General features: G+C 66.9%; 13 protein-coding genes, 1 tRNA gene and 1 pseudogene. 3 read left to right on the top strand and 12 right to left on the bottom strand.

Translation table 11 applies throughout. The features are described 5' to 3' along the window. Window positions 1-7 precede the first annotated feature (7 nt). From K3G64_RS14020 to K3G64_RS13995, 6 genes are all read right to left on the bottom strand, one after another. Window positions 8-301: a DUF732 domain-containing protein gene (locus K3G64_RS14020; RefSeq protein WP_238885112.1), complete on the bottom strand. Its 294-nt coding sequence runs from the start codon at window positions 299-301 to the stop codon at window positions 8-10. A 173-nt stretch (window positions 302-474) separates the two neighbouring features. Then, window positions 475-1,800, bottom strand: coding sequence for a ClC family H(+)/Cl(-) exchange transporter (locus K3G64_RS14015; protein ID WP_238885110.1), 1,326 nt, complete (start codon window positions 1,798-1,800; stop codon window positions 475-477). A 218-nt stretch (window positions 1,801-2,018) separates the two neighbouring features. Next, window positions 2,019-2,438 (bottom strand): ChaB family protein, encoded by a 420-nt coding sequence (locus tag K3G64_RS14010; protein WP_238885108.1) that lies wholly within the window; start codon window positions 2,436-2,438, stop codon window positions 2,019-2,021. Between the two features lie 150 nt (window positions 2,439-2,588). Next, window positions 2,589-3,395 carry an alpha/beta fold hydrolase gene (locus tag K3G64_RS14005; protein WP_238885106.1) on the bottom strand — a complete coding sequence of 269 codons (807 nt, stop codon included), beginning with the start codon at window positions 3,393-3,395 and terminating at the stop codon, window positions 2,589-2,591. Between the two features lie 114 nt (window positions 3,396-3,509). Beyond that, entirely contained in the window at window positions 3,510-4,271 is a 762-nt protein-coding gene (locus K3G64_RS14000; protein WP_370646936.1) for a ZIP family metal transporter, read from the bottom strand. Between the two features lie 217 nt (window positions 4,272-4,488). After that, the gene (locus K3G64_RS13995) at window positions 4,489-4,734 is read right to left on the bottom strand and encodes a hypothetical protein (protein WP_238885102.1); all 246 of its coding nucleotides are present in this window, start codon (window positions 4,732-4,734) and stop codon (window positions 4,489-4,491) included. Window positions 4,735-4,864: 130 nt separating this feature from the next. Between K3G64_RS13995 and K3G64_RS25695 the strand changes: the two are divergent. Beyond that, window positions 4,865-6,558 (top strand): annotated as a pseudogene (locus K3G64_RS25695) (CocE/NonD family hydrolase). A 182-nt stretch (window positions 6,559-6,740) separates the two neighbouring features. Next, on the top strand, window positions 6,741-7,601 hold the full coding sequence (locus K3G64_RS13985) for an SDR family NAD(P)-dependent oxidoreductase (RefSeq protein WP_238885100.1): 861 nt from the start codon (window positions 6,741-6,743) through the stop codon (window positions 7,599-7,601). Between the two features lie 69 nt (window positions 7,602-7,670). On the opposite strand, the gene K3G64_RS13980 is transcribed toward K3G64_RS13985, so the two are convergent. Then, window positions 7,671-7,744: transfer RNA gene (locus K3G64_RS13980), tRNA-Leu, on the bottom strand. A gap of 152 nt (window positions 7,745-7,896) precedes the next feature. Between K3G64_RS13980 and K3G64_RS13975 the strand changes: the two genes are divergently transcribed. Continuing rightward, the gene (locus tag K3G64_RS13975) at window positions 7,897-8,235 is read left to right on the top strand and encodes a hypothetical protein (RefSeq protein ID WP_238885098.1); all 339 of its coding nucleotides are present in this window, start codon (window positions 7,897-7,899) and stop codon (window positions 8,233-8,235) included. A gap of 5 nt (window positions 8,236-8,240) precedes the next feature. On the opposite strand, the gene K3G64_RS13970 is transcribed toward K3G64_RS13975, so the two are convergent. The 5 genes from K3G64_RS13970 to K3G64_RS13950 form a co-directional block, all read right to left on the bottom strand. Continuing rightward, window positions 8,241-8,609: an STAS/SEC14 domain-containing protein gene (locus K3G64_RS13970; RefSeq protein ID WP_238885096.1), complete on the bottom strand. Its 369-nt coding sequence runs from the start codon at window positions 8,607-8,609 to the stop codon at window positions 8,241-8,243. 114 nt (window positions 8,610-8,723) lie between these two features. Then, window positions 8,724-10,382: a RecQ family ATP-dependent DNA helicase gene (locus K3G64_RS13965; RefSeq protein ID WP_238885094.1), complete on the bottom strand. Its 1,659-nt coding sequence runs from the start codon at window positions 10,380-10,382 to the stop codon at window positions 8,724-8,726. Then, window positions 10,331-11,926 (bottom strand): phytoene desaturase family protein, encoded by a 1,596-nt coding sequence (locus tag K3G64_RS13960; RefSeq protein WP_238885092.1) that lies wholly within the window; start codon window positions 11,924-11,926, stop codon window positions 10,331-10,333. Before K3G64_RS13960 ends, K3G64_RS13965 begins: the two co-directional genes overlap by 52 nt. Then, a complete protein-coding gene (locus K3G64_RS13955) occupies window positions 11,923-12,699 on the bottom strand; it encodes an SDR family NAD(P)-dependent oxidoreductase (RefSeq protein WP_238885090.1) in 777 nt (258 codons plus the stop codon). Before K3G64_RS13955 ends, K3G64_RS13960 begins: the two co-directional genes overlap by 4 nt. 196 nt (window positions 12,700-12,895) lie before the next feature. Beyond that, complete coding sequence (locus tag K3G64_RS13950) at window positions 12,896-13,756, bottom strand: alpha/beta fold hydrolase (protein WP_238885089.1); 861 nt, start codon at window positions 13,754-13,756, stop codon at window positions 12,896-12,898. Window positions 13,757-13,770 lie beyond the last annotated feature (14 nt).

Below are 13,770 nucleotides of genomic sequence, written 5' to 3'. Positions count from 1 at the left end.
TGACCGCTCAGCAACCGAGTTCGACGATCGCGGTGCTGACCACGTCGCCGGCCCCGGACACCGACATACCGAGTTCGTCGCGCACCATCATCACCGTGTCGGATGCCGGAACGCCACTGGCGGCGGCCGCGCAGATCTCTTGACCGATCGAGACCAGTTGGTCCGTCGTCAGGAAGACGTACTCCGACTGGATCTTGTGAATGAACTCCGCCTGGTCCGCCGACGCCGGTGCGGCGACGGCGACAGCAGCAGCGGCGGCAGCGATGGCAGGGGTGATCAGTAGGCCGATCAGATGGCGCACGGGAACTCCTCCGAGAAGGCTTTCGTCTCCGCCGTCCGGAGACGATCGGACGCGAGGACCAACAGATAGAGCGGACCCCCGCACGCTCCTCATCTGCGTTGACTGTTCCAGTCACCCTACCCTGTAATTAGATGGACTACACACTGGTTGACGCGCGATACCTCGGCGCGCGGCTACCCGTCACCGCGGCGTTCGATGGACTCCTCGTCGGGCATGCGTTCGCGGAGACTGTCGTAGATCGGCGCTGACCGCACCAGGCTGGCCGCCAGGACCGCTGCCGCAGTCGCCGCCATGATGGGCACCAGCACCGCCGTCGTGGCCGTCATCTCGACAACCAGAACCATTCCCGTCACGGGTGCCCGCACCGTCGCCGCGAAGAACGCCGCCATGCCGACGAGCGCCATGGGAACGGCCAGCGTCGACACATCGCCAGGCCACATGCCGCCGAAAACGCCGACGAACAACAGTCCCCACAACGCGCCCACGGCCAGCAGCGGCGCGAACAGTCCGCCCGGCACGGCGGCCGAGTACGACAGCGGTCCGGCGATCAGCCGCACCGCCAGGAGCCCGATCACGACGGGGAGCACGAACTGCGCGCCTCCGAGGATCTGCTGAGTCAGTGGGTCACCGCCGCCCACGCTCAGCGGATAGACGACCATCGCAAGGCCGATGACCGCGCCGATGATGGCCGCCTTGACCACTCCGGAGATCCGCCGCAGCTGACCGACGTGGTCCAGAAGCCACAACACCAATCCGTTGTAAGCAGCGCCCAGAATGCCGGTGAGCAAGCCGAATACGACGAAAACGGGAAGCCACGCAAACGCCGGGGGGTCGATGGGCTCGACGAGGAAGTCGGGGTGATCGCCGAGGACCAGACGTGAACACCCGACTGCTGCGGCGGCCGCGAACACCGTCGCCAGGACGGTTTTCAGCCGGAACGACTTGGTGACCTCTTCGAGCGTGAAAAGAGTGCCACCGATCGGTGCATTGAACGCGACCGCCAGTCCGGCACCGCCGAGCGCGGTCTGCATCATTCGGACCTCGGGGTCAGGCAACCGAGCCCGCCGCGCCGCTTCGGCTCCGATCGCGGCGCCCATGTGCACGGTCGGTCCCTCGCGTCCGAGCACCAGCCCCGACCCGATGGCGAGCACGCCGCCGACGAACTTGGCCGGCAGCAACCGGATCAGCGGTGGGCGCGCGTCGCCACGGTAGACCGCCTCGACGTGCTGGATGCCGCTGCCTGCGGCCAGCGGCTCCCACCGCACAATCAGCGCCGCAAGCGTTGCACCGATTGCGGCGGCCGCCATCGGTACCAGCCAGCCGGGCCCCGGCAGTGCGAGTGTCCACGCGACGAAGTCGTCGCGCCACTCGTCCGCCTTCTCCAGGCACCACCGGAAAACGCCGCCCACGAAGCCGATCAGGATGCCTGCGACGGTGGCTGTCACGCAGATGTGGATGGAGCCCCGCATCGAGTCATCGGGTTGATAGGGAACCGCCATCGGCGCCGTCATCAGGCGGCGGGCACTGGTCCGCGCGGACGGCCGCGCTCCCTGCCGTGACCACGCACGAGTGACCGTCCTCCTGTACAACGCTGATGGGCCGAGTTCTCAGTTTCGCAGATGGGCGAGGCCGCCACGTGGCAAGCGGCGAGACCTTCCAGGTGCAGAACCGAAACTCAAGTGCGCCAGCCGAAAATGGGAGGCTCTGCCTCCGGCTGCTAACGTTTGCGCGCGGTTTCGCGGCGGTTGGCCTTCTTGATCGCGGCGACCAGTTCCTTCTTGTTCATGGTGGAGCGACCCGAGATGTCGAGCTTTCGTGCGACCTGGGTCAGATGCTTCTTACTCGAGTTGGCATCGACGCCCTCGGCACTCTTGCCCTTGGCGTCCGGACCACCGCTGCGGGCGCGCTCGTCGGAGGGACCTTTCTTGTCCTTCTTCTCCCAGCGGTCGCCGACCTTCTCGAACTTGTGCTTGAGTGCGCTGTAGGCCACCCGGTGGGCGCGCTCGCCGTCACCGTATTCCTTCGCCGCTGCGTCGTGGGCCTTGGCGAACGTGCGTTGAGCCTTCTTGCCGGACTTCTTCAGCGTGCTCGGCAACTCGCTCTTCTTGGGCTTGCCGTTCTTCTTCGTCATCGGCACGGTGTCGCTCCTTCCGCAAGGCTCTTCGTCAGGCTCCATGGTCGAGTTCAGGCGCCGTCGTCGCGCTTCGATCGGCGGCGACTGCAGTCTGTACCCCCTGGGCCTGCCGGCATACGCCCATTCGCCGACTAAGCTCCCAGACCCACCTGCTCACGGGTCGGTATGAGTCTCGTTGGCGGCCACGAAATCGGCGATTAACATGGTCACTTCGTCGGCCCGCTCGATCTGTGGGAAGTGGCTGGTGCCAGGCAGAATCGCGCTTCGCGCGTGCGGCACGTGTATGCCGACCAGATCCAGCCAGACTGACATCACACCCGGCGACAGCGACACCCGCTCACGAGCGGTGTCCATGGTCGTGCTCTGGATGGCCAAAAGCGGGACGTCGACAGCGTCGAGTACAGCCTCAACTTCCCCGGCGTCCCAGCGAGCCAGGTCTGTCAGCAGTGGCCTGCCCAGGACCGCGGGGAAACGCAACGCACGGTCGATGATCGTCTGCCTCACCAAGGGATCGCTCGACGGAACGAACATCGACTCGAAAAAGCTCCGCATGAATCGGAGGTAGCCGTCTCCGACGAGTTCGTCCGCCATCGACTGCCCGGCCGCATCCGGATCACCCGCGCCTATCCGGCTGCCGTCCACGAGCACCAGACCCGCCACGGCATCGGGCCGTGCCCGGCTCGCCGCCAGCACCACCCGGCACCCCATGCTGTGGCCGACGACGATCGCCGGTGCCACCTCGAGCGAGGCAAGGGCGTCGGCGACAGCGATGCCGTAGGCCTCGATGGTGCACTCGGCAGGGGTTCCCGGACTGAGTCCGTGCCCGGGCAGGTCGCACGTCACCACCGTCGTCCTTGCCGAAAGTGTTTCGACCTGTGCGCGCCAGTCCGTGCCGTCACACGCGAGTCCATGCACGAAGAACACCGGAGGGACCCCCGTGCCGAGCCTGGTGATGTGCATGCTCCGAGCTCCTCCCGGGGCGATGTGCGGCGCACCGGAATGGTGTCACGTCGGGTCTGGTTCCGAGCCCGAGTCAGCGCGATGCGCGCGATGGCCGGCCGGCCACGACGGCGGTCACCCGAGGGCCTCCAGGCAGAACAGAGCGAGGAAGCCGACGAAGAACATGGCCGCCATCCACGGACGATCAGGTGTCTCATGTGCCTCGACGAGTAATTCCTCCACCACCAACCACAGCAGCGCGGCGGCGGCGAAAGCGAGCACAAGGCCGAGCAGCGCAGGCCCCGCGTCACCTAGCAGTAAGGCACCGAGAATCGCTCCGAGCGCGACCGAGAGAGTCAACAGACCAATCAGTGCGACGGTGGTCAGCCTGGACACGCCAGAACCGGTCAGGCGTAATGCAACCGACAAGCACAGGAACAGCACCTCCACCGTGAGCGCGATGGCGATGATCATTGCGGTCTTGGTGGACACCGCTGCACCGGTTCCGACCAGGAGGCCGTCGATGAACAGATCGATGGCGACAACGACGAGAAAGCTGACCGGAAGCCCGGAATCGGAAGAATCCTCTCCCTCGAACTGACGCATCCCGACCAGCAGCGCGACACCAGCGGCGAACCCGATGACAATGAGCCACAGTGGTCCACGCTCGCGAAGTTGTGGGAGCACCTCACCGGCCACGGCCGCCATCACGACGCCGGCAGCGAAGTGCTGGACACCACTGACTACCGCCGGCCGAGGCGACCGCAGCACCGCGACGACACCTCCGACGATTCCGGTGACTACCGGAAACGCGACCAGGGTCGCCGCTGTCGCCACGACGTTGATGTGGACCACCCCCGCGTCGTCATCTGAATAGTGCTTTGTCGCTACAGGCATTGTCGGTCCCGCGGGCCCGATTGACGGGATCGGCGAGTTCGGGCGCATGTCGGACGACTATCTCGCCGCGATGTAGCCGTGGGGTTTCGCCCCCGAGGACATCGAGGTCCCGGTCGACGTATGGGGCGGCGCCGACGACTACTTCCTGGACCCCGGGGGGTCGCGACTGGACCGAGATATTCGAAAGCCTGTGCCGCTGAGGCACATCACGTCGCGCTCAGTTGTGCGTGAGCTGACCGTCTGTCTCGACGTGGACCGTGCCGTCCTCGTGGGCGCCCGGCAGATCCGGCATCTCATGGCGGCCGCCCGCGGACCGTCGCCGCATGAACCACACCACGGTGCCCACCGTGGCGGCGCCTGCGGCGAGCGCCGTCGGCCACGCAAGAGCCTGCGCCAACCAGATTCGCCGCTGAACCTTGCCGATCCGTTGCTGTGCATGCCCGAGTCGGCTCAGCTTGTCCATTCCTGCTGAATGCCCGCCACCGACGCGACGGAAACAACCAGCGGACAACCAGCTGTGAAGGGCGTTTGCACCATCGGCGATCTTGTAGCCTGTGATCCCTGTAGCTGCTGCACCTGTCACAAGGAGTTTCGTGACTGCCACCGACGCCCCCGCAGCCGATCGGCCATGGCGGCGCCCGGGTGCGGCCCGCTACGCCCTGGCGCGGCTGCGGGGAATCCTGAATCCTCCGGTCACGATCCTGCGTCCTGCGCCCGATTCCGTCAGGGTGCAACACGACGTGCCGGTGAGCACACGCGATGGCACAGTGCTGCGCGTCAACGTGCATCTGCCCGCAGGCGAGGGGCGGTACGCGGTCGTCCTGTCCGCACACCCCTACGGCAAGGACAACCACCCCAAGCCTCGCCGAAGGACCGGCGGATACACCCTTCCGTTCCAGTACCGCGCCTTGCGACAACCCGCCGCCGTCCGGTTCTCTCACCTGACCGGCTGGGAAGCTCCCGACCCGGCATGGTGGACCGCGCACGGTTTCGCCGTCGTCAACTGCGACCTCCGCGGTGCCGGCCACTCCGACGGCGTCGGCTCGGTGCTCTCCGACCAGGAGGGCGAAGACGTCTACGACCTGATCGAGTGGGTGGGCACGCAGCCGTGGAGCACCGGCGCGGTCGGCATGCTCGGTGTGTCCTACCTGGCGATCTCGCAGTGGAAGGCCGCCTCGATGCGTCCGCCGCATCTCAAGGCCATCGTGCCCTGGGAGGGCTTCACCGACGCCTACCGCGACTTGATGCGACCGGGCGGCATCGCGGAGGTCGGGTTCGTCAAGCTGTGGACTCGCGAGCTCCGCAACATCCGACTCGCATACCAGGTGGACGAGGAGAGCGCGAAACATCCGCTGCGCGATGAGTTTTGGCGTTCACTGGTCCCCGACCTAAGCCGCATCGAGGTGCCCGCGCTGATCTGCGGCAGCTTCTCCGACAACAACCTGCACACCCGCGGCTCGATCCGGGCGTTCGAGCAGATCGGTTCGGTCGAACGTCACCTGTACACCCACCGAGAGGGCAAGTGGGCCAACTTCTACTCCGGGGAGTCGTTGCGCACGCAGTTGGATTTCCTGGACCGCCATCTCCGCGGTGGTGACCACGGCGCACCTCTTCCCCGGGTGCGGCTCGAAGTTCGCGAGAGTCGTGACCGGGTGGTGGAGGTCCGCGACGAGCAGAGTTGGCCGCTTGAACGGACGAAGTGGACCCCGTTGTACCTGACCGCCGACGGCCTGCGCCCCGATACAGCGGCCGTCGACGGTTCGATCGGCTTCGACGTCCGTTCGTCCGGCGTGAGATTCGGGTGGACCGTGCCCGAGGATGTCGAGATCACCGGACCGATGGCGTTGCGACTGTTCGTCAGCGTGACCGGAAGCGACGACGTGGACCTGTTCGTCGGTGTCGAGAAGTACCGCGAGGGCAGTATGTCTCGTTCGAAGGTTCCTACGGATTCGGGCGCGACCGGGTGACGACGGGATGGTTGCGCGCGTCGATGCGGACCCTCGACTCGGAACTGTCGCGCCCGTTCGCGCCGGTGCCCGCCTGCACTGAGCGTCGGCCGCTGCGCCCCGCAGAAGTGGTAGACGTCGACATCGCGCTCGGGCCGTCGGCAACGGTGTTTCGGCGCGGAGAACAACTGCGGCTGGTCATCGCCGGGCGCTGGCTGTGGCCGCGTAATCCGCTGACCGGCCAGTTCCCCGGCGCCTACGAGCGGCGATCCCGCGGCAGCGCCACCGTGCACTGGGGCCCGCAGCGGCCTGCACAACTGCTGGTCCCTGTCATCGACTGAGTGGCATCTACCGGCCGCGACCGGGTGCCCCTAGTGGAGCGGAACCGACAGTGGGCGGATTTCAAGCTTGGACTAGCTGGGCACTCGGCAACGAGTAGCGTCAGGCTCATGTACAAGATTGTGCGTTCGGGCCTGCGTCGGTCACCCAGCGCGTCGATCTTCTACCACGCCTGGCCCTTGTCATGAAACTGAAGGACAAGGTCGCGCTGGTCGTCGGTGCGAGCCAGGGATCCGGTCGTGCCTACGTGTTGGCGCTCGCCCGGGAAGGCGCCAAGGTGATCGCGGCTGCCCGCACGCTGTCCAAGCCGTCCGAACCGGATTCGATACTCACGCTGGAAGGGATTGCGCGCGAAGCGGCGCGCGAAGGGTTCTCCGTCGACACAATCGCCTGCGATGTCGAACGCGACGCTGAGGTACACGACATGGTCGAACGCGCGATCGCCGATCACGGCCGAATCGACGTCCTAGTCTTCGCGGTCGGCATCTACCCGCGCCACGACGCGTTCACAATCACGGCTCAGCAATGGGATCGGGTAATGGACGTGAACGTCCGCGGTGCCTACTACCTCGTCCGTTCAGTGGCACCACACATGATCGCGCAGGGCTCGGGCAGCATCGTCCTGCTCACGTCGGCATGCGCCGACACCACCGGCGGAGCCTCCGGACACCAAGATCTGTTGATGTACTGCATCTCCAAGGCGGCGGTGAACCGCCTGACGACATGGTGCGCAGACGAATTCCGCCCTCATGGCATCGCTGTGAATGCATTCAGCCCGGGTACGACGTTGACCGAGACCATGCGCCGGCTTTATCCGGACAAATACGAAGAACACCTCAAAGCAGGTTCCGGAAATGTTCCGACACCTGAGGTGCTTGGTCCGCCGATCGTCTACCTTGCCCAACAGAGCGCGCAGACACTCACCGGCCAGATCTTCCACACAAACACCTTCGGAAGCGGATGGGGGCCGCGCGACGAAGATATGAAGGTTCTTGCCGCAGACCCGATCGTTATCCCGCACGATCCGAACGCACCGGCCCGCTAAGTTGCCGGGGGAACCGCTTTCCGACGGCACCGACGACCGTACGACACGCTGCTACCACCACAATCACCGTGCCCCCAGTGGGACTCGAACCCACACTTGACGGATTTTAAGTCCGCTGCCTCTGCCAATTGGGCTATGGGGGCCTCAGTGATGGCGGCCGGTGAGCACGCTACCCAACGCGTCTAGTGTCGGGGATCGGGCGCCCCCCGCGTCGACAACGTGGCTCAAGCCGACACTGAGCGCACCCGTTGCACGATACTGTCGACGTGCATTCGGCGTTCAACAGGAAAGCGTGATGATGCCAGTATCCGGAACCCGACGACTGCTGAGAATCGCCGGTGGCTTCGCGGTCGCCTTGGCGGCACCGATCATTGCGGCGTTCGTCGCCGCGTCGCCGGGTGCGCCGGCTCAAGTCGCGCAGTGCCCCGGCGGCGAACACAACGACCCCTACACGTTGAACTGTGTGCCGTTCCTGACGCCGAACACGGCCGCGACCGGAAACAGTGCGTGCCCGCCCGGTGTCAGCGGTGCGGAGTGCGGCGTCTCGTCGGGCAACGAGGCCCAGCCGCCGGGACCGCCTGCGCCGTCGCCGGAAGAACAGGAACTGCAAGACATCGTCACTCCGGGTTACTAGGCCACTCAGCCGGCCGCCCACTGCTTGGCGCGCTCGAGTTCGTCGACACCGAACAACGCGATGTCGCCGGGCACCATCCACGCCAGAGCGTGCAGCGTGTGGCGCACCCACTCCTTGTCGGTGACCACCGCCGTCCGCTTGAAAGCCGAGTGGTGCTGTAACAGAGCGCCGAAGCCGAGCTTCAGATCCTCGGCCAACCCGCCGGGGCCGAACCCTTCGTAGTCGGAGGCGATGACCTCGACGATGCGGATCTCGCCGGTTTCCAGCATCTCGTCCATCTTGGGTTTGAAGTCGCGCAACTCGTCACCGCGAATTCGACCCGAGACCCGAAAGCCGGTCACCCCTGCGGGCATGTCGGGCAGTACCTCGATCATTGATCCCTCCACTCTTCGTGGCTCGACGAACGCCAGTCTTCTGCGCGCGCATGACGGCGCGAAAGGGTCGAACGGCCCTACCGGGGGGGACGGATCAGCGGCGCGCCGAGAACATCAGGCCGAGTCAGGCACGTCGAGCAGGTCGTTGTCGCGCACCGCGTCGAGCGCCAGGGTTCGGTAGCCGTAGAGGTCGAACAGCACGGTGATCCGCTCGTCGTCACCGCCGAGCACGGTGCCCGCGCCCCACTCGCGGTGCTCGACGGCAGTGCCCGCGGGGATCGCGGACTCGTGGTCTGTCGCGGTGTTGGCGCGGCAGCTGTCACAGTTGCCGCACGGCTGCGGCAGGTGGTCGCCGAAGTAGGCCAACAGGAACTGTCTTCGGCAGTCCGGTGTCTCGGCGTACGACCGCATCATCTCGACGCGAGTGCGGTCGACGCGCTCTCCGATTTCGGCCATGTCCACCGCACGGCGCACGGCGTCGTCCGCGGGCACACCGGCGCTGGTGAATCCGGCCCTGGCGGACGTGACGGCGCCGGCCTGCTCGAGCAGGTTGATCGACGCGGTGAGCCGTCGCCCGCGCTCGTCGAGCTCGTCTCGAAGTCCCTTGAGCCGCTTGGGTTTCTTCGGGTCCAACGCGGCATACACGCGGTGCAGCAGATCCTCGTCGGGGTTGCGGGTAGCGAAGAAGCTCCCGAGCGACAGGTCCTCGGCCCGGTAGAACAGCACGGCGTCGGCGGGCTCGTCGTCACGCCCGGCACGGCCGATCTGCTGGTAATACGCGTCGACCGAGTCGGGCACCGAGGCATGCACGACGAAGCGGACGTTCGGCTTGTCGATGCCCATCCCGAACGCCGACGTGGCGACGACGACGTCGACCTCACCGTCGCGGAACCGGTCGTGAACATCGTTGCGCTGCTTGGTGGAAAGGCCAGCGTGGTATTCGACGGCCGACACTGCGCGCTCGGTGAGTTGTTCGGCGTAGTACTCGGTGTCCCTGCGGGTGGCACAGTACAGCAGTCCGGGCTTGGCCAGCTCGGCCACCACGTCGAGCACCTCCTCGCGCTTGCGCCCGTCGTCGGTGTGGTGCCGCACGTCGAGCGAGATGTTCGGGCGGTCGAATCCGCCCGAGATCACCAGCGGCTCCCGCAGTCCGAGGAAGTCGACGATCTCACGGCGGACCACGGCCGACGCCGTCGCGGTCAGCGCGGTGACCGGTGGCCGGCCCAGCCGCTCGATGGCATCGCCGACACGTAGGTACGTCGGCCGGAACTCGTGCCCCCACGCGGACACGCAATGCGCTTCGTCGATGACGATCAGCGACGGCCGCACGGCCGCGAGCCGCTTCAACAGATCGTCCTTCATCAACTGTTCGGGACCGAGGAACACATAACGTGCGTCGCCCTTCTCGACCGCCGCCAACGCTTCATCGAGCACCGTGGCGCTGTGCCGCGAGTTGATCGCCACCGCCATCGGTGCGTCCGACTGCTCCAACGACGCGATCTGGTCGTGCTGCAGCGCGATCAGCGGTGAGATCACGATCACGGGTCTGGGCAGCAACACCGCGGGCACCTGGTAGATCGCCGACTTACCCGAACCCGTGGGCATCACCGCCAGCACGTCGCGTCCATCCAGGATCGCCGACATCGCGGTGAGCTGCTCGTCGCGCAGGCTCTGCCAGCCGAACACCCGGGCTGCGGCGCCCTGCAGGTCGTCGCGACTGCTCACCGCGTCATCAAGGACAGGACCGCGCGGTTGATCTTGCGTCGCGGCCATCCGAGTCGCCCGTCGCGTCCCAGCGCCGCGCGTGCCGCGTTTCGCCCGCACGCTCCGTGCACTCCCCCGCCCGGCGAGGCACCCGCGCTGCCGAGGTAGACGTTCTCGACCGGTGTGTCGGCGCCACCGAAGCCGGGGGCGGGGCGGAAGATCAACTGCTGGAACAACTGTGAGGTGCCACCATTGACCGCACCAGCGTGCAGGTTGGCGTCGCTGGCCTCCAGGTCGGACGGGCGCTGGATCGTCTTGCCCACGACGTGGTCGCCGAAGCCGGGCGCATGCTTTTCCAGCACCATGTCCACCGCGGCGGACAGCTGATCGGCGGAGGCGTCGTCGGCCACGCCGCGGGGCAGATGCGTGTAGGCCCAAGCACTTTCGGTACCGACCGGGGACCGGGTGGGATCCGCCGTCGTCATCTGCCCGAACAACATGAACGGGTGCAGGGGCACCGTCTTGGTGTTGAGGTCGGCCATCCACCGGACCAGCCCGTCGTGGTCGGCGCCGAGGTGCACCGTTCCGGCCTCGTTGAGGATCTTCGACTTCCACGGGATCGGCGCGTCGAGCGCGTAGTTGATCTTGAGTACCGGTGTGTCCCAGACGAACCGGTCCATGCTGCGCAGCACCGATTCGGGTAGCGCGTCGGCGGGCAGCAGTCGGCGGTACAGCGCCGGGGCCGATGTGTCGGCGATCACCGCGCGGCGTACCCGCACGACCTCGCCCCCCGCGGTACGCACCGCGACGGCGCGACCCCCGCGCACGTCGATCGACTCGACGCGCTGTCCGCATTCGATAGCCGCGCCCGCCGATCGCGCGCGGTTCGCCAGGGCGGCGGTCAACTGTCCGGCACCGCCGACCGGCACGGGGAAGCCGCCGTCCTGGGCCATCATGATCAGCATGTAGCCCATCACCCCGCTGCCCGGCGCATCGATCGGCACGTCGGCGTGCATTGCGTTGCCCAACAACAGAAGTCGTGCCGCATCGCCGTCGAACAGGTTCTCGGCCAGCACGCCTGCGGGCAGCAGCAGCAGGTGCGCCAGCCGCAACGCTTCGGCGGTGCCGAGCCTCCGCAACAGCCCCACCGCGCCGCGCACCGGAGGGAAGGGCGCGAACAGCGTCTCCAGCAGGGGTTCCTTGATCTGCAGCCACTGCTCGAACAACCGCCGCCAGCGCGCGCCGTCGCCTGCGGCCCGCCGCTCGAGGTCGGCTGCGGTGCGGTCGATGTCACGCCAGATCACCGCAGCGTCCTCGTCGTCGGGCGAATTCGCGTGGCCGACGACCGCGGGCGAATGCGACCACTGCAGGCCGTGATCCTCCAGGTGAAGTTCCCGAAGGGCGGGTGACACCACCGAGAGCGGATAGAACGCGCTGTAGAGGTCGCTGACGTAGCCGGGGAAGAGTTCGGCGCTCTTCACCGCACCGCCGGGTTCGCCCTGCGCCTCGAGCACCAGGACATCCCAGCCCTCGTCGGCGAGCATCGCCGCGGCCACGAGGCCGTTATGGCCGCCGCCGATCACCACGGCATCCGCCGAAGCCGGGGTGCTCACTTCGAGATCAGCCTGCTCGACACGGCCTTGACCGAATCCGGCAGGACGCGGTTCATCAGCCCCATGGACTTCGAGAGCGGCGACGCCGCAACCACTTTCGTGTCGCCACGCATCAGCGCATCGTAACCCTGCTTGGCCACTTTGCCTGCGTCGTCCTTGGGCATGCGCCCGACGAGGGTGTCGAGCATCCCCGCCCGCTTGAAGAAGTTGGTTTCGGTGGGTCCGGGCATCAGCGCCGTGACGGTGATGTCGGTGTCGCGCAGTTCGTCCTGCAGCGCCTCCGACAACGACTGGATGAACGACTTGGACGCGTTGTAGACCGTCTGGAGCGATCCCGGCATCATCGACGCGATCGACGAGGTGAACAGCACCTTGCCCTTACCGCGGTTGGCCATGTCGCGCAGCACCAGCTTGGCCAGATGCGTCGTCGACCGCACGTTGAGGTCGACGATGTTGAGGTCTTCTTCCAGGCCTCGCTCGACGAACGGTCCGCCGCCGCCGGTGCCCGCGTTGAGCGCGGCGGCGTCCAGGCGGCGCCCGCCCTCGGTGGCTGCGCGGTAGAGGCGTTCGACGTCGTCGGGATTGCGCAGGTCCACCTGCACGGCGCGAATATCGCTGCCAGCGGCAGCCAGCTTGTCGGCGGCGGCGTGGATGCCGTCGTCGTCGGCCGCGACGACCACGTCGTATCCGTCGTCGGCGAACAGCTTGGCCAGTTCGAGACCGATTCCGCTCGAGGCGCCGGTGACGAGTGCTAGCGGACGTCCATGGGGCATGGTGGCGGGCTACCCGACGCGGGCGCGGTCAAACGCCGGAGGGGTCGTCGATCAGTCGTCGGGCACCAGGTGTTCCGTCCGGCCGTCCTTGCGTTTTCGACGGATCACCTCGGTCATCGGCAGCACGGTGCCGCCACTGGTGACCGCGCACGCGGCGTGACTGTCGGAACCGAAGTGGCAATAGTGATCTGAGAGGTTAGCCGCGGGTCTCGTCCGCCAAGGCTATCAGCTTGGCCCGCACCAGTTCCGGGCGCTCATCGACGATGAAGTGCGAAGCGTCGACGGTCTCCAAGATGTAGTCGTCGGCGAGCGCGCTCTCGGGCGAGGCGAGCGACGGGTGTATCGCCGCATCACCCAGCCCGAACAGCGCGCGGATCGGAACGTTCGTGCGCCGGTTCTCGGGCCGGCGGGCACCGGCGGGCATTTCGTGCAGCAGAAACGTCCGGTAGGTGTCCCTCGCGGCGCGCGCCGGCACCGGGTCCCGGAAACGCTCGACATAGACCCCTGCCGTTTCCGGGTCCATCGCCGAGGCGGTCCTGAAGGCCCGGTCGAGAAAATCGGTTCGCCGCTGCAACGGTATGCCGACCGTGCTCACCGGCACCTGATACCAGAATCGCCACGCGTGAGGAAGCAACGTTCTCCACGTCACCCACGGGTGTGCCATGTTCATCACGAGGTAACCGTCGATCCGCTCGGGCGCTCGCAGCACCATGAGGTAACCCACGAAAGCGCCCCAGTCGTGGCCCATGAGCAGCACGTGGTCCAGCCCGAGCACGTCCAACAGCGCGAGCACGTCGCTGGCAACGTCCTCCTTGGCCCATCGGTGCGGCGCCGGCCCCGACCACCCGTAGCCGGGCAGATCCGGTGCGATGATCCGCAGCCCGGCCGGCGGGTCAGCCAACAGGTCCCGATACACCCAGTGGTGTTGCGGCCAGCCGTGCAGTGCGACGACGGGTCGGCCGTCGGGCGGACCGGACTCGGTGACGTGGAAGCGCACGCCGCGCGCCTCGACGAAGGAACGTCGCACGCCGTCGATGGGCGGCGGAGCAGCAGTCATAAACGGACTATAGA

This window comes from Mycobacterium sp. IDR2000157661 (assembly GCF_022317005.1).
Taxonomy (GTDB): Bacteria; Actinomycetota; Actinomycetes; order Mycobacteriales; family Mycobacteriaceae; genus Mycobacterium.
This window is presented reverse-complemented; position numbering and strand designations above follow the sequence as displayed.